The sequence below is a fragment of the Labilibaculum euxinicum genome (genome assembly GCF_963678175.1).
In the GTDB taxonomy this organism is placed as follows: Bacteria; Bacteroidota; Bacteroidia; order Bacteroidales; family Marinifilaceae; genus Labilibaculum; species Labilibaculum euxinus.
Window position 1 is genome coordinate 4,691,117 of sequence record NZ_OY782756.1, and the last position, 22,794, is coordinate 4,713,910.

The 22,794-nt window shown below is 36.1% G+C and carries 19 protein-coding genes; 3 read left to right on the top strand and 16 right to left on the bottom strand.

The genetic code is table 11. From position 1 onward, the window contains the following. Nucleotides 1-103: 103 nt before the first annotated feature. The 4 genes from ACY0M5_RS18475 to ACY0M5_RS18490 form a co-directional block, all read right to left on the bottom strand. Complete coding sequence (locus ACY0M5_RS18475) at nt 104-625, bottom strand: flavodoxin (RefSeq protein ID WP_461630182.1); 522 nt, start codon at nt 623-625, stop codon at nt 104-106. A gap of 62 nt (nt 626-687) precedes the next feature. Continuing rightward, nucleotides 688-1,380 (bottom strand): hypothetical protein, encoded by a 693-nt coding sequence (locus ACY0M5_RS18480; RefSeq protein WP_461630183.1) that lies wholly within the window; start codon nt 1,378-1,380, stop codon nt 688-690. Between the two features lie 51 nt (nt 1,381-1,431). Next, nucleotides 1,432-1,581, bottom strand: a complete 150-nt coding sequence (locus tag ACY0M5_RS18485; protein WP_154675792.1) for a hypothetical protein — start codon at nt 1,579-1,581, stop codon at nt 1,432-1,434. 38 nt (nt 1,582-1,619) lie between these two features. After that, complete coding sequence (locus tag ACY0M5_RS18490) at nt 1,620-3,677, bottom strand: acetate--CoA ligase family protein (protein WP_461630184.1); 2,058 nt, start codon at nt 3,675-3,677, stop codon at nt 1,620-1,622. A 272-nt stretch (nt 3,678-3,949) separates the two neighbouring features. Here ACY0M5_RS18490 and hydE point away from each other — a divergent pair, with 272 nt between their 5' ends. Continuing rightward, the gene (gene hydE / locus ACY0M5_RS18495; protein ID WP_461630185.1) at nt 3,950-5,038 is read left to right on the top strand and encodes a [FeFe] hydrogenase H-cluster radical SAM maturase HydE; all 1,089 of its coding nucleotides are present in this window, start codon (nt 3,950-3,952) and stop codon (nt 5,036-5,038) included. Nucleotides 5,039-5,173: 135 nt separating this feature from the next. Continuing rightward, nucleotides 5,174-8,971 (top strand): sensor histidine kinase, encoded by a 3,798-nt coding sequence (locus ACY0M5_RS18500; protein WP_461630186.1) that lies wholly within the window; start codon nt 5,174-5,176, stop codon nt 8,969-8,971. 34 nt (nt 8,972-9,005) lie between these two features. Here the strand turns inward: ACY0M5_RS18500 and ACY0M5_RS18505 are convergent, their stop codons facing one another. From ACY0M5_RS18505 to ACY0M5_RS18520, 4 genes are all read right to left on the bottom strand, one after another. Continuing rightward, entirely contained in the window at nt 9,006-9,269 is a 264-nt protein-coding gene (locus ACY0M5_RS18505) for a hypothetical protein (RefSeq protein WP_124991219.1), read from the bottom strand. An 86-nt stretch (nt 9,270-9,355) separates the two neighbouring features. Next, nucleotides 9,356-10,879, bottom strand: coding sequence for a [FeFe] hydrogenase H-cluster radical SAM maturase HydG (gene hydG / locus ACY0M5_RS18510; protein ID WP_231610165.1), 1,524 nt, complete (start codon nt 10,877-10,879; stop codon nt 9,356-9,358). Between the two features lie 114 nt (nt 10,880-10,993). After that, nucleotides 10,994-12,277, bottom strand: coding sequence for a hypothetical protein (locus ACY0M5_RS18515; RefSeq protein WP_124991220.1), 1,284 nt, complete (start codon nt 12,275-12,277; stop codon nt 10,994-10,996). Nucleotides 12,278-12,311: 34 nt separating this feature from the next. Next, entirely contained in the window at nt 12,312-13,748 is a 1,437-nt protein-coding gene (locus tag ACY0M5_RS18520) for a DUF4270 family protein (RefSeq protein WP_461630187.1), read from the bottom strand. Nucleotides 13,749-14,026: 278 nt separating this feature from the next. On the opposite strand from ACY0M5_RS18520, the gene ACY0M5_RS18525 reads away from it, so the two are divergent. Then, nucleotides 14,027-15,031, top strand: a complete 1,005-nt coding sequence (locus ACY0M5_RS18525; protein ID WP_461630188.1) for a Kelch repeat-containing protein — start codon at nt 14,027-14,029, stop codon at nt 15,029-15,031. Between the two features lie 150 nt (nt 15,032-15,181). Here the strand turns inward: ACY0M5_RS18525 and ACY0M5_RS18530 are convergent, their stop codons facing one another. From ACY0M5_RS18530 to ACY0M5_RS18565, 8 genes are all read right to left on the bottom strand, one after another. Then, entirely contained in the window at nt 15,182-15,661 is a 480-nt protein-coding gene (locus ACY0M5_RS18530) for an NADH-quinone oxidoreductase subunit NuoE family protein (protein ID WP_101308744.1), read from the bottom strand. Between the two features lie 106 nt (nt 15,662-15,767). Next, nucleotides 15,768-17,531: an NADH-dependent [FeFe] hydrogenase, group A6 gene (locus ACY0M5_RS18535; protein ID WP_101308866.1), complete on the bottom strand. Its 1,764-nt coding sequence runs from the start codon at nt 17,529-17,531 to the stop codon at nt 15,768-15,770. A gap of 23 nt (nt 17,532-17,554) precedes the next feature. Then, nucleotides 17,555-19,348, bottom strand: a complete 1,794-nt coding sequence (locus ACY0M5_RS18540) for an NADH-quinone oxidoreductase subunit NuoF (RefSeq protein WP_101308745.1) — start codon at nt 19,346-19,348, stop codon at nt 17,555-17,557. 20 nt (nt 19,349-19,368) lie between these two features. After that, the gene (locus ACY0M5_RS18545; RefSeq protein WP_101308746.1) at nt 19,369-19,761 is read right to left on the bottom strand and encodes a (2Fe-2S) ferredoxin domain-containing protein; all 393 of its coding nucleotides are present in this window, start codon (nt 19,759-19,761) and stop codon (nt 19,369-19,371) included. Nucleotides 19,762-19,787: 26 nt separating this feature from the next. Continuing rightward, nucleotides 19,788-20,327 (bottom strand): ATP-binding protein, encoded by a 540-nt coding sequence (locus ACY0M5_RS18550; protein ID WP_124991225.1) that lies wholly within the window; start codon nt 20,325-20,327, stop codon nt 19,788-19,790. Beyond that, entirely contained in the window at nt 20,324-21,070 is a 747-nt protein-coding gene (locus ACY0M5_RS18555) for a PHP domain-containing protein (RefSeq protein WP_461630189.1), read from the bottom strand. Before ACY0M5_RS18555 ends, ACY0M5_RS18550 begins: the two co-directional genes overlap by 4 nt. Before the next feature lie 10 nt (nt 21,071-21,080). Next, on the bottom strand, nt 21,081-21,419 hold the full coding sequence (locus ACY0M5_RS18560) for a serine kinase (RefSeq protein WP_225441298.1): 339 nt from the start codon (nt 21,417-21,419) through the stop codon (nt 21,081-21,083). Further along, nucleotides 21,420-22,787 carry a [Fe-Fe] hydrogenase large subunit C-terminal domain-containing protein gene (locus tag ACY0M5_RS18565; protein WP_124991227.1) on the bottom strand — a complete coding sequence of 456 codons (1,368 nt, stop codon included), beginning with the start codon at nt 22,785-22,787 and terminating at the stop codon, nt 21,420-21,422. Nucleotides 22,788-22,794 lie beyond the last annotated feature (7 nt).

Below are 22,794 nucleotides of genomic sequence, written 5' to 3' on the forward strand. Positions count from 1 at the left end.
CAATTCACACAAAGTAATCGTTGTCGAAATGCTGAATCGTCACAACCAACAAAAAAAAAGGCTGATCGGTAAACCGTCAGCCTAAATATTTATATTCCTCTAATTATTCAAATTCAGGAAGAATTAATTTCACCCAATTCTCTACTCTTTCTTCGGTTAAATCATCTTCAAAATCTTCATCCAAAGGTAAACCAACAAATTTGTCCTCTCTAAAAGCTCTAGAATCACCAAATTCATATCCTTCATCGCTTACCTGTCCTACAATTTCGGCTCCGGTTAATATGATACTGTCAGCCAAATCGCCCATTGAATCGACGAAAAAATCTGCATAAGCAATATGATCACCCAAACCAAAAAGAGCCACTTTTTTTCCTTTTAAATTCAGACCATTCAATTTAGGAAAGAAAATATCCCAATCGTTTCCTGAATTATCCGAAGACCAATTGTGTTTACCAAGAGTCGAAATCCCCATAATAATATTGGAATACTGAGCTACATCTTTAGCCTCACAATCCTTAACCTTATGAACAACAATTCTATCAGAACCTATTTTTTCAGCAAGCAGTTTAGCTACTCTTTCTACATTTCCACCTTCCGGGCCATAAAACAATCCAATTTTACTCATAGGATACAGTGTTTAGTGATATCAATTTTGTTTGTGTGTTTAACGTTCTTACAAAGTTAAAATTATTTGGAACTTTTCAAACTTGCAATGGCAAGTAAAACCCCTAAAACGATCCCCAATAAGGCCGCAAACAAAACCTGAAAATCAGGAGGTAATAAAAAGGTAATTGTATGGGCAGGAATCCAAAAAAAAGGAATGGTTTTTTTAAAGACAAAATTCCACTGAACATCCCAATTAAGATTGATGAAAATTCTGGAAATCTGAATTGGTCTCATAAATCCTGATAATGTTCCTCCACTATCAAGAATATGCGTGTCGGTAATTTTATGAAGTGTCATCATAACCGGTGCATAGATTAAATTAAGACAAGCAGAAGTTGCAAATGCCACCAATAATTTCACCAGAGAAAAATCGCCTTTCATTGCATCAACAGCTCCTTGAACACCCAAATAGGATAAAAAAATTGGCGTTCCTGTTGCAAAAATTACAAAAGCCAATTTAATGGTCAACCCTAAAAATCCCCAAACTATTGCTCGTGGTAATATTCCAAATCCGGTTTGATAATAATTCCCTGTTCTTAGTCTAAGTCCTATAAGTTCACCTAATGTTGCCAAAACTGCAAATTTCACAAAGCTGGTCATCATTCCATGCGCCTTATTAAAGTCGATATAGAAATCAAAAACGCTTTGAGAAATAAAAAACGGCAAAAACAAAAGAATGAAGCCAAAGGCAAAAATAATATCCTGTCTTTTCATGTATCGTTTTATTCTAAACGAATAGCATGAGAAATTCCCATGCTATCCATATTATTTATCTGTTTGTTCTGAGTATTTACTCCATCCTTTGAAAAAACCTTCCTTTACCCCATTCCATTTCACAGCAATTCCTAATAACAGGATTATCACAAAACTGATCATCAACTTCTCATTTAAACTTAGATCTTTCAACTTTCTCATCACAAAATTATAAGTTTTTATTCCGAATAAATCCGGGATTATTTTTCAATTCGAATACGTGCATCAACCGCAACTACGGCCTCTTTATTTCCTAAAAGAGGGTTTAAATCCATTTCGAAAATTTCAGGAGCAACTTTCATTAAAGCTGCTACCCTAGTAATTGCATCAGCAAATTTATCTTCATTAACGGGTTCCTGTCCTCTTACTCCTTTAATGATTCTGTAAGATTTTAATCCTTGAATCATATCATGAGCTTCTTGTTTAGCAATTGGTGCCAATGAAGCTTTCACATCTTTTAAAACTTCGATAAAGATACCTCCTAAACCAAACAACACCATGTGTCCGAATTTTTCTTCACGTTTTGCACCGATAAACACTTCGGTACCCTTTAGCATCTGTGCCAACATAACGGCATAAGTATCTTTAATCTGCATCATTCTTCTGAATTCCGAACGAACAGTTTCTTCGTCTTTCACATTCAAGGTTACACCGCCAACATCCGATTTATGAACGGGGCCAACAACCTTCATCACTAAAGGGAAACCAATTTCTTTTGCCATAGCTGCAATTTCATCTTCAGTATCGGCAACACCTTCTTTGGCTCTGTTAATTCCTGCAGCATCCAATAAATTATGCAACTGTTCGGGACTCAAATAACCATCTTCAGCTTCATCAATAATCGTACGAATAGCAAGCTTATCAATTTCCGGTATTACAATTTCTTCTGCCTGAGGTTTTGGCGTATTATAAACCTTAGCCAATGCGTCACCAAATACTACTTCATCAGGAAAATTAACTCGTCCTTTAGCAAGAAAATGCTCAATTTCATCTTTAACATTAACTATCGAAGGTAGAATTGGATAGATTGGCTTTTTACACTGCTTCATTTTCTCGTGCAAAAGATCGTAAACATCATACACTGGAAATAACCCAGGGCTGCCAAATATTACGGCCATTGCATCAACATTATCAAAGTCGTTTTCACAAGCATCAATAATATCTCCTAATTGCTGAGCGGTTCCTGTTGCCAGAAAATCAATAGGATTAGCCACCGATGATCCAGCATATAGTTTTTCAAGCAAAGCATCAGCTTTTGCCCCATCGATATGAGGAACATCCAATCCATTGTTCGAAAGTGAGTCTGTTAACATCACTGCCGGTCCTCCTGCATGAGTTATCACAGCAATATTTTTCCCTTTTAACTCAGGGTGCATAAAAATTGAGGCAACCGTTGCCAACTCATCTCTCCCCTTGCAACGAACAATACCTGCTTTTTTAAACAAGGCATCAACCGCAACATCCGGACTGGCCAGGGCACCGGTATGCGAAGAAGCTGCCCGACTTCCTGCCTCCGAACTACCCGATTTAATTGCTGCAATTTTACAACCTTTACGGATTAAAGAAGAAGCATGCTTTAAAAGCATGGCAGGCTTATCGATGTTCTCGATATATAATAATTTAACCTTACTGCTGGTTTCAGGATTAAAACTCTCATCCATATATTTAAGAATCTCTTCTACACCCATTTGAGCGGAGTTTCCTACAGAATATACACTTGAGAAAGACAATCCTTTGGGAACACCAGATTCCATAATGAAAACTGCGGTTGCTCCCGACCCTGAAATAAAGTCACATCCTTTGGAATCTAAACTTGGAATAGGCGTTGTAAAAACACCATTATAATTAGAATTTAATACGCCAACACAGTTTGGCCCAATTAAAGAACCTCCCACTGAATTAACGATCTCCACAATCTCTTTTTCCAACTTCTCACCTTCCTCGTTTTCTTCACTAAATCCGGCAGAAAGTATAATAAAAGCTCTCGTATTTTTTTCTTCAGCAAGAAATTTAATGGTTGAAGGACAAAATTTAGCAGCAATAGCTATAATTGCTAAATCAGCCTGTGGCAAATCTTTCAAATCTTTGTATGACGCAACTCCCTGAACCTCGTCCATTTTAGGATTTGAAACATAAAGATCACCTTTAAAATTACCATCAATTAAATTTTTTAAGACCTTACCTCCTGGTTTTTGTACATCATCGGAACCTCCAACAACTACAATACTTTTAGGGTTAAGTAACTGTTCGTTTATCATTTTTTGTTGTTTAGTGTTTTGCTATTTTGCGACAAATATAATAATATTCTATTCCCAAAAGAGCGATTTACCCAACAAACTGTAAGCAAAAACAAACGTTAACGTAAAAAACTGTCAATTCGCAAATTTGAGATAAGCATTTTTTTATCAATGCATTACAAAACAATTAAATTCGGAGTTTATAATGCAAATATCCATTTTGTATCATAGGGTACAAAAAGCTAAAATTTTATCTGTAATTTTACTTCCGAATTAAAAGTAACTAATTCCAAATGACTAAAAGTATTGAGCAGATCTTGCTGCAAGATCAATTCACCAAAGACGATATTATTCGATTATTACAGTCGAAAAATGAAGATGAAAAAGCATTATTTGTGAAATCATCAGAAACAAAACTAAAATATGTTGGAAGAAATGTGCACTTCCGTGGATTGGTTGAATTCTCAAATATCTGTAAAAAAGATTGCCTTTATTGTGGAATTCGTGCGAGCAACAGCGCCGTAAACAGATACGATATTGCAGACGAAGAAATACTGAAAGCAGCAAAATTTGCTTACGAAAACAAGTATGGTTCTTTAGTATTGCAATCGGGTGAAAGATCGGACCAAAAATTTATTGATCGGATTGAGAACTTATTAAAAGAGATTAAAAAAGTCAGTAATAATGAACTCGGTATTACCATCTCGATAGGAGAACAAACAAAAGAAACCTATCAAAAATGGTTTGATGCTGGTGCTCACCGTTATTTGTTGCGCATTGAATCGAGCAATAAAGAGCTCTACAATAAAATCCACCCTAACAACGAAGAACATTCGCACGAAACAAGGTTGAAATGTCTAAAATATCTTCAGGAAATTGGCTATCAAACCGGAACCGGAGTGATGATTGGAATTCCTTTTCAGACTTACGATGATTTAGCCAACGATCTGCTTTTTATGCAAAAGTTTGATATCGACATGGTTGGCATGGGACCATTTATTGAACACGATCAAACCCCAATGTATCAGTACAAAGATCAATTAATGAGCCTGAATGATAGATTCAGACTTACACTAAAAATGATTGCTGTACTTAGAATCATGATGAAGGATATTAATATTGCTTCGGCCACTGCCCTGCAGGCTATTGATCCACTGGGAAGAGAAAAAGCACTGCGAATTGGAGCCAATATTATTATGCCCAATATTACACCAACCACCGAAAGAGCAAACTATTTACTTTACCAAAACAAGCCTTGCATTGATGAAGGTGCGGATGATTGCACCAACTGCATGGAAGCCAGAATTAATATGGCAGATGGAGTTATAGGCTACGGAGAATGGGGAGATTCACAACATTTTCGAAAGCGACAAAACAAATAAAAGCGGCCTAAGTCGCTTTTTTTTTGCTCAAGAAAAACCAACAACTTACATACTCAGTTCCTGATTTTAAGCCTTTACTACCTCAAAAAAAAATTGTATCTTAACTAAGTTTCACCACATCGAAAATAAGGATACATGAGGTACTCTATTACAATTTTAATTTCCTTTTTTCTGACTTTGATCCCTAATAATCCTAGTCAGGCTCAACAATATAGTTTTAAGAATTATTCCCTTGAAGAAGGTCTGCCTCAATCTGAGGTATTCTGTTTAATTCAGGATAAAAAGGGAAACCTATGGATGGGAACAAACGGAGGAGGAATATCCCGGTTTAATGGCAAAGAATTTTTCTCCTACAACAAAACTCATGGTCTTGCCGACAACAATATAAGGGCATTGCTACAAGACACAAAAGACAATTTATGGATAGGAACCAGTATTGGCATTTCCAGTTTTAATGGTGTCTCGTTCCATAATTACGATAAAAAAGACAGTCTCCTAAACGCAATTTACTTTCAAATACTTGAAGACAACAAAGGCAGAATATGGGCTCTTGGAGCCGATCAAAACAACAGATTTTTAATGCAATACAACAATGGGCATTTCTCTGATTTTGGAGATAAGCACCCGGAATTAAATAAAAACAATCGGGTTTTATCCATTTTCATGGATAATGAAAAAACTTTATTCATCACGACCAGAAATGGGCTTTACACTTACATAGACGAAAAACTTTCCAGATCTGACTATAACAATCTGCCTGAATTTGCTGATCAAATTATTATTCCTGTACTTCAGGATGCGAGTAATCAGATTTGGTTTCGAAATTTCATTCCTGGATATGGCAATAAAATTTACAGAATTGAAAATAAAAAACCGATCCAAATTAAATTACCTGATGAAATACCCCCCTTAAACATTGGAAATATGATGCTTGATTCGAATCAAATATTATGGGTTAGTGTTGGCGGAACCGGTGTTGTTTTGGTTGATGGAGAGAAAGTGAAAATAATAGATGGCAGTCGGGGCTTAATTAATCCATTTATCAATACTATCGTTGAAGATAATTCAGGAAATATATGGCTTACAACCAATGGAAATGGTCTGGTAAAATATGGCGATAACAAGTTTCTTTCACTCAGCTTTGTTAATGATATTGGAGGAAATATTGTCAGAGCAATTTTTCAAGATTCTAAAAAAAATTACTGGTTTAGTATTGCCGGCAAAGGAGTCGTTCAATTCAGAAAAAACCACAAAAAAACTTTTACTCCGCAAGATAATCACGGTCTGCTAAACATTAGGGATTTTCATGAACTTCCCAACGGAAAATTATTAATGGCTGGCTTCAATGGCATATTCGAGTTTAACGGTTCTTCATTTAAAGAGGTTTCAGAACGCTATGGTCTTCCTATTGGTACCGGAGTAATTGACATTTTAAGTGTTGATGATGAATTATGGCTTACAACACAAGGAATGGGCGTTATTCACATCGATAAAAACAAAAAGAGAACTCAGATTTCAAATCAGAGTCATGGATTAAAGGTTGATTTTATCACCAGTGTTTATGTAGATTCCAAAAAGCGGGCCTGGTTTTGCCATTTCCAGGGCTTATCGATGTATGATGGAGAAAAAGTAATCAATTTTGATGAAACCAATGGCCTGAATTACAAATGGGTGATGCAGGTAACAGAAGATTCTTTGGGTCGAATTTGGGCTGCCACATTTAGTGGCGGCATCAATATTTGGGACGGTATCAACTGGACCTATCTAACTTCTGAAAAAGGCCTAAGCTCTAACATAGTTTACTCAATTCTTACTGATAAAGAAGGTACAGTTTGGGCCGGCGTTCAGAATGGTGTTGATAAAATAGAATACTCTAAATCTGGAGAAATATCTTCGATAAGAAACTATAATAAATATGATGGTTTTATTGGTATTGAAAACAACGGAAGTTGTAATTATATCGATGCAAATAAAAACCTTTGGTTCGGAACCATTAACGGAGCAATGATGTTCAATCCGAGTAAAGATCAGATCAACAAAATTCCACCAACCATTCAACTTACCGATATCAAACTATTTTTCAAGACGGTGAATTGGAGAGATGAAAAATACAGCAAATATCTTAGCGGTGTAAATCCATGGTTTCCTCTTCCTCAGGATTTAAAACTAACTCACGATATGAATCACCTTAGTTTTAATTTTGAAGCCCTCAGCTACAAAGCACCTGAAAAAGTAAAATATCAATGGAAATTAGAAGACCTGGATCAGGATTGGTCACCAATAAGCTCAAAAAATGAAGCTGTTTACTCTCGAATTCCTCCGGGAGATTACACTTTAAAAGTTAAGGCATCAAACAGTGATGGAGTATGGACTCCCAAAGCCTACGAATACAAATTCTCAATAAGTCCGCCATGGTGGAATACCTGGTGGGCCAGAAGCATTGGTCTTCTACTTATTGGCCTATCTATTTACCTGATTGTTAGAATTCGCATTCAAAACATTCAGCAAAAAAAGAAAGAACTGGAGAAACTAGTTAAAGAAAAAACGCAAGAGATAAGTCTTCAAAATTCAGAAATTGAATCAAAAAATAAGGTTTTACAAAACCAGAAAGATGAAATACTGACACAATCTCAACACCTTCAAAAATCCTATATGAATCTAATTCATTTGAATGATATAGGTAAAGCTGTTACAGCCAGCTTATCTGTTGAGAAAATAATTGACACGGTTTACGAGTCGGTAAATGAATTAATGGATGCTTCAATTTTTGGGATAGGTATTTACCATGCAGAGAATAATTGCCTTATTTTCCCAAGAATTAAAGAAGTGGGAAAAGATCTTGATTCGGTAGAATTTGCTCTTGAAGATGACACTCGGTTAGCTGTTTATTGTTTTAAAAACGACAAAGAATTATTCATATCTGATCTTGAAAAGGAATACCGAAAATACATTACTAAAATTATACCTATCGAAAAAACCGGTACTCCTCAATCGGTTATTTATTTGCCTTTAAAAATAAAAAACAAAATTACAGGAGTTATTACAGTTCAAAGTTTCGCTAAAAAAGCATTCCAGGAATATCATCTTTCCTTATTACAAAATATTGCAGTATATGCGAGCATCGCAATTGAGAATGCTCAATCGTATCGAAACATTGAAATTCAAAGCCGAAGATTGCAGAAAGCCAACAAGGAGGTTAAAATCAAAAAAGAGGAAATTGAACAAAAAAACAATGAACTAACAGAACTAAATAATGAGAAGAATCACTTGATTGGAATCATAGCTCATGATTTAAAAAATCCTTTAACATCAACCATTTCTATTACAGAATATTTAAAATCGCAGATGGAGGAAAGCAATCATCCTGAAAATTTAGAGAATGTCAATTTCATGCTAAAAGCCCTTCAACGCATGAATAACATGATTACTAAAATACTTGATATTGGAATGATTGAATCAAAAAATATTAATTTACAATTGGAAAAAACTAATCTTAAAAAATTAATAGAAGCTGTAAATTTCAACTTTAAAGATCATCTTAAAAGAAAACAGTTAACGCTAAAGCTTGATGTTTATGATGCCTATGCCATGGTAGACCGAAACTATATGACTCAAGTATATGAAAACTTAATTTCAAATGCGATAAAATTTTCTCCCTCTAATAAAAATATAAATATCCGAATTTGGGAAGAGGGACAAATGGTAAGATCGGTTATTAGTGATGAAGGACCGGGAATTCCAATAGAAGATCAGAAAAAACTATTTGGAAAATTCCAGATTTTAAGTACAAAACCAACTGCAGGAGAGAAATCAACCGGCCTGGGATTATCCATTGTGAAAAAATATATAGAAGCTATGAAAGGAAAAGTTTGGTGTGAGAGTGAGACTGGCAAGGGTGCTCATTTTTATATTGATCTGGAAAAAGCGAATTAAAAAAAGTCCGGCATTACCGGACTTTTTTTAATCGTTACGACTCAAACATCATATGCTGAATTTCAACTCCTTCAATCATATAAATTTCTTTTTCGAATCGTTCCATTTCTTTTTCTGATCCAATCACCTGAATCAACAGCAACCCTTGAGGATGACTCTTCCGATGTTCCACATCGAATAAACCCAAGCGGGTTTTAATAGAATCTGCATATTGAACAAGAATTTTCTGTACACAACCATCTTCTTTTTCCTTGTCGCGGATAAGAATACCAAATATCCAAATAGATGATGTTTCCATAAGAACGAATTTAGAGTTATCAGACGGATTAGTAACAAGTTACAAAAAACATCTCATCTCCAAAAATCAAAATCCTTTTCAGTTTGCTAATAATAAAGATCACGCTCACCCTGCTTAACCAGCTCTAAGCGCTTGTGCAAATCTTCAGTTTTCTGGAAATCTTTCAATTCGTCTATTTTCACATCAATTAAATCATATCCTTTCTTTTTCATTTCTGGTGTGGCATAATCCTCCAAGTACTCAGCTAAAGTTAGAATCGCATTTTGAGAACAAAACCGTTTTATAAAACCAGGAACCGAAAACTCCATAAAATGCTCCCCCGTTCTACCTTTCCGGTAACAGGCAGTACAGAATGAAGGCAAATACTTTTTCTCCAGAAGCTCATCAATCACTTCCGATAAACTACGGGGATCTCCTATTTCGAATTGTTCCTGTTCTAATTTTTGCTCTTTAGCATTATCTTCGGAATATCCTCCTAATTGAATATTAGTGCCCGCATCAATCTGAGAAACACCAAGCTTAATTACCTCTTGCCGGATTTCCTTTGATTCTCTGGCTGTAAGAATCATTCCAGTATAAGGAACTGCCAGTCTAAGAATCGCAACAAGTCTAACAAAATCCTTGTCGCTAACTTCAAATTCTGGATCAATATTAGAATCAGAAGCGGCTTTAATTCGTGGGAAAGAGATCGTGTGTGGTCCAACATTATAACAAGCCTCGAAATGATTCACATGACGAAGCAAACCCAACACTTCATATTTCCAATCATACAAGCCAAACAATGCACCAATACCAACATCATCAATTAATGCCTCCTGCGCTCTGTCAAGACCAGTTAAGCGCCAATTAAAATCTCTCTTTTTGCCACTTAAGTGATATTTAGCATATGCCTCCCGGTGATAGGTTTCCTGAAAAATCTGATAGGTTCCAATCCCAGATTCCTTAACTATTTTAAACCCTTCAATATCAAGAGGAGCTGCATTGATGTTTACTCTCCGTATTTCACCATTACCCGATTTCACATCATAGACTGTTTTTACTGAATCAGCAATAAAATCAGCATCGTACATTGGGTGTTCACCATAAACCAGAATCAGTCTTTTTTGACCAGAATCCTCTAAGGCTTTAACTTCCGCTTTAATTTGCTCGTGCGCAAGGGTTGTCCTTTTTTGTTTGATATTTGAGGCTCTAAAACCACAATATGTACAATTGTTTACACACTTATTCCCAATATACAAAGGAGCAAAAATAACGATACGGTCACCATATACCTTTTCCTTAAGTGTTCTTGCTCCAGCTTTAATCTCTTCGATTAATTTCTCATCTTCAACCTTTAACAAAACGGCAGTCTCCTGCAAGCTTAATCGATTCTTATCCAATGATTTTTGAATAATCCGACGAACATTTTCTTCGGTTGGCTGGGCTTCTTCCAAAATCTCCCAAATTTCAGATTCATCAATAAAAGGTTTCATCCTTTCATCTTTAATCCGATACTCCTGAGGTTTGTAGATCATTTTCATGTTTTGCGCTGTATTGTCACGAAAAACGGATAGTATATACGACCCTGTATTTTCATGTATTTTGTTAGTTTCCAGATCAAAATTAAACATTATTATTCTGATTCAATAATAATTTAGAGTTTAAGATTTAGTTCCTTTTCTCAATCCATAAAAAAACCCAAGGTCGTTAATACCTTGGGTTATCTATAATTTAATACATTTTTTTTATTGATACTTCCGCTTCACAAACCAAGTTTCAAACAAATTAAAATCGATTGTTACCCGCGTGTAATCTTCACGAACCATATTATTATTTAAGGTTCCTGTACTACCAAATTCTACTGCTATATTCAACATTCCTTTCTGTTGTGCCATCGGAATTCCAAGTCCCAAACTAAGCCCATAAGAGTCAATATTATTACCTCCAACTTTTATATAGCCGTTATCGTAAAATCCGCCCATCCGATAAGTCATTTTCTTTATGAATTTCCTTGCATAACCATCATTGGCATTATACTCCATTCCAAGACTAAACTTGTCACGATTAACCAGATCCGTAGCTTCATCAAAAATTCTTGTTCCACTCCATTTTTCATGAGTATAATCGCCGCCAAACCAAAGGTGTTTTCCCTTATTTAATCCAAAACCCACACCAAAACTTTCCGGAACATCAAAAGTTCCACGATCCTCATCTTCAAATCTACTTGCAGAACTATTTGAAACATAAACACTTGTAATCTTTTTAGCATCCACACTAATGTTCGGCTGATACATACCTCCAAAATTAATTTTATAATCTCCAAAGGTTCTTTCGTATTGCAAAGCCAAATTAAAATATAAGCCCTTAGATATTAATTCTGTTTTTCCACTATAAACCGTAGAAGCCCCACCTTCAATTACGACATCTTCGCTTCGGGTATTGTTTCCAAATAAATAAATACCATTTACCCCCAATGATAAATCTTTACTTAACTGAACTCCGTTCGACCACACAAACTGATTTAGCCCTCCGGTTCCTAACAGGGATCTAATCACACTTCTTGAATCTCCAAGTATTTTATCACGTTTGGTGATATCATAACCTAAACTGGAATAAGGCGAAATAGATAAAGCTGTTCCATATCTATGAGAAACTTTAAAACCAAATGCTATTCTCGACAAATTAAAATCATTAAAGTGATCACTCTTATCCCCTTGATTTAATTTGCTAAACTTAAAAGTTGTACCAATATTAAAATGGAATTTTAAGCTGTCAATACTACTCAAGGATGCCGGATTACTTAAGTTAAGAACATCACCTCTCTTATAACCATAGCTAACACCGCCCATTGCAGCACTATTTCCATTCATATTTTGCATTCGCTCACCCAATCCAAAATAAGAATAAGGAGAGCTTGTATTATTTTGAGAAAAAACATTCGAAGTTATTAGTAACAGACCTAAAATAAGCAGTGCTGTAATTTTTCCGGTAGAATTAAAAAAGTTAGTATTCATTCTTACGTTCCACATATAATTGCAATTAATATTATTCAACGTTTGGTAATTAATTTTGTACAACGTAAGTTGTTTTAAGGCGAATTCTAAAGTCAGAATCAGGATCATTTTCAATAATCATCCGATCGATTGTATTTCCAATACTTTCATAAGGAAAACCTATTAATAAAGCATCTTCATAGTCCTGACCATTAGTAAGAATATCATTAACATAGCTTGTTAAATCGATAGAATAATAAGATTCATTTTTATGTTCGGTGTAATTATTATATACAGCCCTTAAAGCCGCACCTCTTGAATCTGTTAACGCCATAACTCTATTGTTATCTCTATTTGTAACATACACACTAATCGCAGATGATGGCAACCTGAAAATGGAGTTATCAAAACTTCCCTCTAAAGGATAAAAAATCAACTCAGATTTCAACACACCACCTGTAACACCAAGGTTATTTAAATTTTCAACGTAAGGAATTTTCACTTTTGCATAAAATCCAATTCCTCCCTGAATAAATGCAAGGTCATCAGTCTCTTCCGATTTCAATTCTTCCGTTTCTTCAACAATTCGTCCCAAATCTTGAGGTGTAGAACTTTTATCGGAGACAAAATTGGAAAAATTATAATATGCTAAACCATTTTCTCCTTGTCTGGGCGCAGCTAGTATAACCGGGAAATCATGATAACCTCTATCACCTCCTTCATAAGTAAAATATAGACGTAAATTCATACCCGGAGCCCCTAATTTAAACGAAAACAATGCTGAATTCTCTGAACCTGGCTTCAAAACCATTCCATTAAAAAAATTTCTCCACTTGAAAATATTCTGTAACGTATCATCATCCGCATTAACCCGGTTTATAATATCCCAACCAAATGCATCATCTATCCTCAAACGCAAACCGTCTCTTTCCCTCTCTATCTCAGGTATCGTTTTATCACCGATTGTCTTAATTTCTACCGACTGCTTTCTAGGTTTAAGATAAAATGACGCGCTTCCAAATGCAACTTCATCATGTGCAATAGTATGATGCCCGTAGAATCCAATCTGACCATTCGGCAAATCGATTTCTTCCTTTAGTTTATGAAAGCTAATTATTTGTTCCTGTAAGGTATCTCCATAATAACGTGTATCCGGAAAACCTATAAAGACCAAAGAGTCAAATTGCAATTTTACATTTTTCTTCCCATTTGCATCAGCTCCCATTTCAAAAGCACCCCCCAACCCTAATGTAGTATAAAATTCAGAGCTAACCTCACCAAAAAATTCATCATGGTATCCTCCAAATAAAACATTACTATAACCTGAAGTTAGTAACGAATCTAATTTCACAGTTGCACTTCGCACAGTAAATGTGTCTATTAAATGCACTTCGGTCGATTTATCAATTAAATTGTCACCAATCTCGTGTTCCTGAAAAGTATCTGAATTGCAACTGGTAAAAAACCAAAGAGCAGAAACAAATAGTATACTAATAAGTTTTCTCATTTTTAATAAATACGGTTTACTAATCATATAGGAAAAAGATAAGTCATGAACAAAAAAATATGCCAACAAGTAACTATAATTGTCAGACAACCCGCAAATGTATATAAAATATCGTTATTCTAAATGTTAATTTTTCTAAACAACCTAATATTTTCAGGAACAGAAAAACAATCCTATTGAATTTTATTTATATTTGTCCTCAATACGGATGAGAATGCTTTTTTCTCTTCTTTTTTAAAGTTAAATAATTACAATATTTATTGATAAACTAATAACAAATGAAACTAAGATTACTATTTGCATTTTTCGCATTATCTCTATTTATAACCAGCTGTGGCAGCAGTGACAACCTAGATGGAAACTGGATTAAAAGCTCAACTTTTCCAGGTATTGAGCGTAGTGGAGCTGTTAGCTTTGTTATCGATAATGCTGTTTATGTTGGAACAGGTTTTAATGGTAAAGATGCATTAACTTCATTCTACAAATATACAATTGAAAGAGATTGGGAGAAAATTGCAGATTTCCCAGGTACAGCAAGAATGAAAGCTGTTGCATTTGAAGCTAACGGTAAAGGTTACGTAGGTACAGGTAGAGATGACGAAGACCAGCGGTTATCTGATTTTTATGAATATACTCCAGCTGTTGATGCTGAAGGTAACGAAATTGGAACCTGGGCTTTAGTAACAAACGAATTTCCTGGCAGTAAAAGACAAGATGCTGTAGCATTCTCAATCAATAACGTTGGATATGTTGGAACAGGGTACGGTTTCCTTGAAGGAGAAGACAGAAGCCTTCTTAAAGATTTTTACAAATTTGAGAGCGGAGTTTGGTCTAAAATTAACTTCAACGGCGAAAAATGTAAAAATACAACCAGCTTTGTTATTAATGGAAAAGCCTATATTATCTCAGGGGAAGGCAGTGCCAATGACGTATGGGAATTTGATCCGGCAGTAGGGTTTACAGCCAAAAAAAGTTTGAATAAAGATAACAAATGGGAAGATGTACAACGTTCTGAGGCTGTTTCTTTTGTGATTAACAACAAAGGTTATGTGGCTACAGGTAAAACTGGATCTTATACAAATGAGGTATGGGAATACAACCCTGCAACTGATGATTGGAACGAAAAAACATCTTTAGAATATGAAGTTGGCGTAAGAGAAGGTGCTGTTGGTTTCTCTTTAAACAACAGAGGATTTATTGTAACTGGCTACGGTAACGGTTACCTTAGCAACATGTGGGAATTCAATCCAACTATGAAAGAAACTGATGATGATAATTTCTAAATCATCTTAAAATATTTAATTTAAAAACACTGCAAAAAATGCAGTGTTTTTTTTTGCTTCAAGATCAGATATAATTTAAATTGACAATAAAAATCTGTAATAATAAAAACCTTCGACCATTGGCCGAAGGCTTAAAATTATAATCCGGTTCTATTTTTGATATTCTTTAATAATATCAGCTACGTCACCAGCAGAAACACGTCCGTAAACGCGTTCTCCGATAGTAACAACCGGTGCTAATCCACAAGCTCCTACGCAACGCAAACAGCTTATTGAGAACTTACCATCTTCGGTAGTTTCGCCAACAGGAACACTCAACTGACGTTTGAATTCTTCCAACACCTTCTCAGCACCTCTAACATAACAAGCTGTTCCCATACAAATAGAAATTGGGAATTCACCTTTGGGTACCATCGAGAAAAATGAATAGAATGTAACTACACCATACACATGAGCAACAGAAACGTTCAATTCGCGGGCAATGATTTCCTGAACTTCAGCTGGAAGATACCCAAAGGTCTCCTGAGCTTTATGAAGCACATTAATCAATTCGCTTCCTTCATTATCAAATGATTTGCAAATCTCCACAAGTTTATCCACTTTGGATTTTGCTAATTTAATTTTTGCCATAATATTTTAAAAATTTTAGATGTGAGATTTGAGATTCAGGTTTTTTCTTTTCTCTCATTACTCATCCCGATAGTTATCGGGACTATAATCTCATTTCTATTTAAAACTATTCAATCTCAACATCTTTACTCTTATCAAAGTAATGAGTATGCAATAATTTATGAGATAATTCACCGCATGGCTTACCCAGGAACTCTTCATACAATTTAATAATGTATGGATTCTCGTGAGACTTACGGATAGCTTTTCCTTCATCTTCACGATAAAGAGCTGCTGCACGTTTTTTCAAGATTGAAGAATCACCATGGTGCAATGGCTGACCACCACCACCAATACAACCTCCAGGACAAGCCATGATCTCAATTGCATGATATTGCGATTTACCATCGCGGATATCTTCAAGAAGTTTACGGGCATTCCCCAAACCATGAGCAATACCAATATTAACATCTAATCCATTAAAATCTACCGTGGCACTTCTAATACCTTCCATACCACGTAAAGCCTCGAAATTCACATTCTCTAATGTTTTTCCGGTATAAACTTCATAAGCAGTACGGGCAGCAGCCTCAATTACACCACCCGTAGCACCAAAAATTACACCTGCACCAGTAGATTCACCAAGTGGATTATCAAATTCTTCATCAGGAAGAGTTTTTAAATCCATATTAGCCTGCTTAATCAAGTTAGCCAACTCACGGGTTGATATCGAATAATTAACATCAGGATCGCCGTCAACTTTAAACTCATCACGCTGACATTCGTATTTCTTAGCCAAGCATGGCATAATAGAAACAACAATCATGTCTTCACGTTTAATTCCCATTTCTTTCGCTAAATAATTTTTAGCTATAGGGCCAAACATTTGCTGAGGAGAACGGGCTGTAGAAGGAATATCCTTCATTTCAGGAAAATGATGCTCAAAGAAGTTCACCCATCCCGGACAACAAGAGGTTAAAATTGGTAGTTTAACATCTTTATCTCCATCTAAATGTCTTTTTAAGCGATCCAATAATTCTGTTCCTTCTTCCATAATGGTAAGATCAGCAGCAAAATCGGTATCAAAAACGCTGTTAAAACCTAGCTGACGTAAAGCTGAAACCATTTTTCCGGTAACCAAAGTTCCCGGTTCCATTCCAAATTCTTCGCCAAGAGCAGCACGCACAGCAGGAGCCGTTTGAACAACAACAGTTTTCTTAGGATCTGCAAGATCTCTAATCAGCTGATTGGTATGGTCTTTTTCGGTAAGAGCTCCTGTAGGACAAACTGCAACACACTGTCCGCAGTAAGTACAGGTTGATTTCTCTAAATCCATTTCGAATGCCGGAGCAACAACAGATTGGAAACCTCTGTTTACAGCAGAAAGAGCTCCAACAGTCTGTACATCGTTACACATGGTTTCACATCTGCGACACATAATGCATTTGTCCATATCGCGAATAATCGATGGAGAATAATCAACTTTATAGGTTGATTGCTCACCTTTATAATGCAATTCACGAACACCTAATTGTTGAGCTGTTGACTGCAAATCACAGTTTCCTGATTTTGCACACACCAAACAATCGAATGGATGATCTGAAAGCATCAGCTCCATTACAGTTTTACGTGCATTTAGCACTCTCATGTTATGAGTATGAATTACCATACCCTGCTCACACTTCGAATTACAAGATGGTGCCAAATTACGACGCCCCTCTACTTCAACAACACAAATTCGACATCCGCCGGGTTTGTGTTCAATTCCCATATCACCAAGGTGCATATAGCAAAGAGTTGGGATATCAACACCTATTCCTTTGGCGGCTTCCAAAATAGTAGTTCCCTGAGGTACTTCTACTTGTTTTTTATCAATGGTTAATTTGATCATTTTTTCCATATTCAAGATCCTCCTTACTGTATGCTTATTGCATTAAACTTACACTTCTCCATACACGCACCACACTTAATACATTTCGATGCATCAATGATATGAGCTTCTTTACGTTCACCTGCGATACAATCAACAGGGCAATTACGTGAGCACAGAGTACAACCTACACACAATTCAGGATCAATTACATATTGCATTAAAGCCTTACATTGCCCTGCTGCACACTTGTGATCTTCTACGTGAGAAATATACTCGTCATAAAAATTCTCAAGTGTTGAAAGAACCGGATTTGGGGATGTTTGTCCCAATCCGCAAAGAGAAGTATCTTTAATTACAGTACTCAAATTTCTTAATAGATCCAGATCTTCTCTAGTTCCATTCCCCAGGGTGATTTTATCCAACAATTCATGAAGACGCTTGTTACCAACACGACATGGTGTACATTTACCACAAGATTCTTCAACAGTAAATTCCAAATAAAATTTAGCCATCGACACCATACAATCATCCTCATCCATAACAATCATACCACCCGATCCCATCATAGAACCTGCAGCAATCAAATTATCAAAATCGATAGGAGTATCTAAATGTTTTTCTGTTAAACATCCTCCTGAAGGACCACCTGTCTGAACAGCCTTGAATTTTTTACCATCTTTAATACCTCCGCCGATTTCGTAAATTACTTCGCGAAGAGTAGTTCCCATTGGCACTTCAATTAAACCTACATTGTTGATTTTTCCGGCCAATGCGAATACTTTGGTACCTTTTGATTTTTCACTTCCAATTTTATTGAACCAACTTGCTCCTTTGTTAATGATAACAGGAATATTTGCAAAGGTTTCAACATTATTTACATTCGTTGGTTTTCCGTTATACCCCGATTCAGCAGGAAACGGAGGTTTAACGGTAGGTTCACCACGAAGACCTTCCATCGAGTGAATCAGAGCAGTTTCTTCACCACAAACAAATGCTCCGGCTCCGTAACGCATTTCAACATCGAAATTAAATCCGGAACCTAAAATATCGTTGCCTAACAAACCGTATTCACGAGCTTGCTTAATCGCAACTTTTAATCGGGTAATCGCCAAAGGATACTCAGCACGAATATAAATCACACCTTTATCGGCTCCCATGGTGTATCCGCAAATAGCCATAGCCTCCAAAACTGAGTGCGGATCACCTTCCAGAATAGAACGATCCATAAACGCTCCGGGGTCTCCCTCGTCAGCATTACAAACTACATATTTTTGATCAGCTTCATTTTTTGCTGCAAATTCCCATTTTAAACCAGTTGGGAATCCTCCTCCTCCTCGTCCGCGTAATCCTGATTCCTTAATCTCATCGATTACCGTCTGCGGAGTCATTTCAGCCAAACACTTACCTAAGGCTGCATATCCATCTCTGGCAATGTATTCATCAACATTTTCAGGATTAATAAATCCACAATTCCGAAGCGCAATTCGAATTTGCTTTTTATAAAATCCCATGTGTTTCGAATCACTAATCGTTTCTTTATTCTCAGGATCAACATAAAGCAATCTCATCACCTTACGACCTTTAATAATATGCTCTTCAATCAGCTCTTCTGCATCTTCAGGTTTTACTTCCACATAGAAAGTATTATCCGGAAGAATTTTCACAATAGGGCCTTTTTCACAAAATCCGAAGCAACCGGTCATTACAACCTGTACTTCATCTTCAAGTCCTTTGGCTTTAATTGCATCTTGCAAATTATTTTGAATAGCCTCACTGGCAGAAGCCCGGCAGCCGGTACCTCCACAAATAAGAATATGCATTTTGTACTTTTCCATAATTGTTGTTTCGTTTAGATTTAGTCTAGAGTTTTGTAGTTTACAGGTATTATTCCGTCGACCAATTCACCATTTTTAATGTATTTTTCAACAATTTGGTCAGCTTTTTTAATATCTACATCGCCAAAAACGATGGGCTCTTTCCCAGGAATCTGAACCTCAATTGTAGGTTCTGCATAGCAATATCCCATACATCCGGTTTGGGTAACTACAGTCCGAATTCCTCTTTTTGCTGTTTCTTCAATAAGGAATTCCATTACCTCTTTAGCTCCTGAGGCAATTCCGCATGTAGCCATTGCAACTTTAATCTGCACAAGGCCTTCCGGATCGTTGCTTTTCTCCCTAAGATCCATCTTCGACTGAAGCTCTTCTTTCATTCTCTTCAGATCTGCAAGGGATTTAACTTTTGCCATAATCTCAAATTATTAAAGGTTAAAATTTATATTATTGTGTTTAGGTTCTCGTTTATTAATTCCTTCAAATACTGCATAATATTTGGATCTGTTACCGAAACATCTTCCAGTATTTCTTTTACTTCTTTTGTGTCAAAAATATATTCGCCCTTCATTGTATGATGCTTATATACAAAATCCATATTTGGATTTGCACTCACCAACAACACTATAACTCCGGCAATATCCCCGATCACGGGTCTGTCAATATTTTTATGAGAAAACAAAACCTGAAGTTCTGTTCCAACTCCCTCTTTAGAATGAATTTCCAACTTACCTCCTGTTTGCTCCGCACTTTGCTTTAACAGCGATAAACCCAATCCAACTTTACGTGTGGTTCGGGTAGTGAAAAAGGGATCCAATACTTTGCTCAGAACTTCATCCGACATTCCACATCCATCATCTTTAATTAAAATTGAATAGATGTCTTTTTCCAAATCCTCCCTGATCTCCAACTCAACATTGGACGCTTCAGCTCTCACCGAATTTTGGATGATATCCAGTATATGCAATGACAAGTCTTTCATTCCTTCTCTAATTCAATTTTCCGACCATCTTTCAAGCTCAAAGCCTTCCTTATTTCTGCAAAACTCAACTCTTCCATAAAGAAATTCGTGCAAACATTACCAATATTATCGACATAATGCGCATCGGAACTTTGGATAAAAGTATAGCCTTTCAGATATTTATTCTTACTTAAAAACTCATCTTTCGTGATATGCATTGAAATTTCCAAAGCATCCACTTTTAAATCCGGCGGCAAAAAACCCAGTTGACTAATAATACTATTTTGTGCTTTATTGATATGAGCTGGAATAAACAAACCTTGAAGTTCATGAACTTTTTGTTCCACCTCATTGATTCCCTGATTCAAGCCTGATATCAACAAATTTTCTATTTCCTGTACAATCTCTTCCTCTTCATTCACCACAACCTGATATCCAAAGTATTTTGTATCATTTGGAATCTTAGGCAAATGTTGATCAAGGTAAATTTGAAAATCAGAAAGCAAGTGCTCAGTTTCAAAAAAGCACAAACAATGAACTTCTTCTTTGGTGGTAACCTCTGCTCCCATCATCACCATAATTCCTTCTTTTTCTGCCAACTGCCTGATTAATGCTGCATGCAAGGTTGAATTGTGGTCTGTTATTCCTAAAATGTCAACACCACGTTCTTTTGCAATCCGAACGATATTCACAGGACTCATTTCCAAATCTCCACATGGAGACAGGACAGTATGAGTATGCAAATCAGCTCGAAAAACTTTCATTTCAATTCATTTACTTCTTCAACATCTCAAACAATTTCCCAGTTAATTCAAAAGCCTCCTCCTCTGATGAAAGAATAGGGATTCCCTCTAAATTACTTTGTTCAGCAGCATCAGTTTCCGGTTCGTATCCTTTCACAAGAATTATTGCCGCCAACTCCTTTAAAGAGGCAATTGCCATGATATTTTTATGAGTTTGCAAAGTAACCCAAACCTGATTTTCATCTGCGTTTCCCATCACATCACTTAAAAGATCAGAAGTATATCCTCCTTCAATTTCGCGATTCAAACCCGCAGATCCACTGCACACTTTTAATCCCAGCTTATCAACTATGTCTTGTACTTTCATCATTTAATGATCGTTTATGTTTTTCTTTTCGAATCTTTTTACCCCCCAGGTATTTTCTGAGATATCAAAAGACTCCTGAGGAGTAATCAAACCTTCTTTTGTCAGCATCTTCTGTAAAAAAACACATTGTGTCATCTTGGCTTTCCCTTGTACCACATCCTCTGCTAAAGCCTGACAACGCGGAGCACCACAAGCACCACAATCGATACTTGGTAAAACTTTTAGAATGCGATTGATCTTCTCCATTTTTTTCATCGCCTCCATCATATCAGTATCCAAACTTAAAATTGAGCGGGGTTCAATGCTCTTAATGGAAATGTTCTCCAACAAATATGGTCTATACTCTTCAATTTCCTTCGGCTCAAGTATTATCGGTTTATTGCGATGATACCAATCTGCTCTTTTCCGTAATCTCTCTATGGCTAAAAATCTATTTTCTGTAGTTAAAACACCACCTGCACAAGAATGGTCGCAAGCCCGTAGTTCCACGAAATCAACATCAGTTATCTCCTCATTTTCCAGCTTCTCCAACACCTCAATCACATTATGAATTTCATCTATAGCCAAGCATCTGCCGGAATATTGTGATGCTTCTCCATTGGTTAATGTCCAGCCAATGCTTCTTCTGGATATGTGTTTGTTCAACTCATATTTTAGCTCTTTCGATTTGTTTTGCTTAATACTGAGCAATACTTTATTGTATATGAAATCCATATTGATAACACCATCTATAAAAGATTTATCTTCACCAACAGGACTTTTCACTGCCGCTATTTTTGCCGCACATGGAGTCACGTAGAAAATCCCCACTTCATCATCACTAAACCCTTCATTTTTTAGTTTTTCACGATAAAATATTGCTGAAATATCAATAACCGGCTTTAAGTGAATAATATGCTCAACCAAGGCAGGAAACTTAACCTGAATTAAGCGAACGATTGCAGGACAAAAGCTGGAAATAAACGGACGTTCCTGATGATGCTTCTGCATGTAAGTTTTAGTAACTTCCGTAAGAATATCAGCAGTTTCGTCCACCTCATATACATGAGTAAAACCTAACTCAAGGATAACAGAGTAGATTTGCTTTTCGGAAATGTCATCAGGGAATTGCCCTAAAAGAACGGTTGGAAGAAGAGCAACCCGTTGTTTATAATGGAAAATTTGAGAAAAGTCATCCTGCTCAACGATAATTGCATTAACCGGACACGAATTTAAACACTCGCCACAATCAACACAGGCATTTTTATTAATATCAGCAATTCCATTTTTTACACGGATTGCCGAAGTTGGACACACATTCATACAATGCGTACAACCAATGCAAGCCTTCTCAACCACTTTAAGAGCATGATAAAAATGAGCCTTCTCCATCTTCTTT

Bases quoted from the DNA above. Each gene is read 5' to 3' on its own strand.
- ACY0M5_RS18475 (WP_461630182.1), bottom strand. From the start codon at position 625: ATGAGTAAAATTGGATTGTTTTATGGCCCGGAAGGTGGAAATGTAGAA.
- ACY0M5_RS18565 (WP_124991227.1), bottom strand. From the start codon at position 22,787: ATGGAGAAGGCTCATTTTTATCATGCTCTTAAAGTGGTTGAGAAGGCT.
- ACY0M5_RS18530 (WP_101308744.1), bottom strand. From the start codon at position 15,661: ATGGCAAAAATTAAATTAGCAAAATCCAAAGTGGATAAACTTGTGGAG.
- ACY0M5_RS18560 (WP_225441298.1), bottom strand. From the start codon at position 21,419: ATGATGAAAGTACAAGACATAGTTGATAAGCTGGGATTAAAAGTGTGC.
- ACY0M5_RS18550 (WP_124991225.1), bottom strand. From the start codon at position 20,327: ATGAAAGACTTGTCATTGCATATACTGGATATCATCCAAAATTCGGTG.
- ACY0M5_RS18540 (WP_101308745.1), bottom strand. From the start codon at position 19,348: ATGGAAAAGTACAAAATGCATATTCTTATTTGTGGAGGTACCGGCTGC.
- ACY0M5_RS18545 (WP_101308746.1), bottom strand. From the start codon at position 19,761: ATGGCAAAAGTTAAATCCCTTGCAGATCTGAAGAGAATGAAAGAAGAG.
- ACY0M5_RS18555 (WP_461630189.1), bottom strand. From the start codon at position 21,070: ATGAAAGTTTTTCGAGCTGATTTGCATACTCATACTGTCCTGTCTCCA.
- ACY0M5_RS18520 (WP_461630187.1), bottom strand. From the start codon at position 13,748: ATGAGAAAACTTATTAGTATACTATTTGTTTCTGCTCTTTGGTTTTTT.
- ACY0M5_RS18535 (WP_101308866.1), bottom strand. From the start codon at position 17,531: ATGATCAAATTAACCATTGATAAAAAACAAGTAGAAGTACCTCAGGGA.
- ACY0M5_RS18515 (WP_124991220.1), bottom strand. From the start codon at position 12,277: ATGTGGAACGTAAGAATGAATACTAACTTTTTTAATTCTACCGGAAAA.
- ACY0M5_RS18490 (WP_461630184.1), bottom strand. From the start codon at position 3,677: ATGATAAACGAACAGTTACTTAACCCTAAAAGTATTGTAGTTGTTGGA.
- ACY0M5_RS18480 (WP_461630183.1), bottom strand. From the start codon at position 1,380: ATGAAAAGACAGGATATTATTTTTGCCTTTGGCTTCATTCTTTTGTTT.
- ACY0M5_RS18505 (WP_124991219.1), bottom strand. From the start codon at position 9,269: ATGGAAACATCATCTATTTGGATATTTGGTATTCTTATCCGCGACAAG.
- hydG (WP_231610165.1), bottom strand. From the start codon at position 10,879: ATGTTTAATTTTGATCTGGAAACTAACAAAATACATGAAAATACAGGG.
- ACY0M5_RS18525 (WP_461630188.1), top strand. From the start codon at position 14,027: ATGAAACTAAGATTACTATTTGCATTTTTCGCATTATCTCTATTTATA.
- ACY0M5_RS18500 (WP_461630186.1), top strand. From the start codon at position 5,174: ATGAGGTACTCTATTACAATTTTAATTTCCTTTTTTCTGACTTTGATC.
- ACY0M5_RS18485 (WP_154675792.1), bottom strand. From the start codon at position 1,581: ATGAGAAAGTTGAAAGATCTAAGTTTAAATGAGAAGTTGATGATCAGT.
- hydE (WP_461630185.1), top strand. From the start codon at position 3,950: ATGACTAAAAGTATTGAGCAGATCTTGCTGCAAGATCAATTCACCAAA.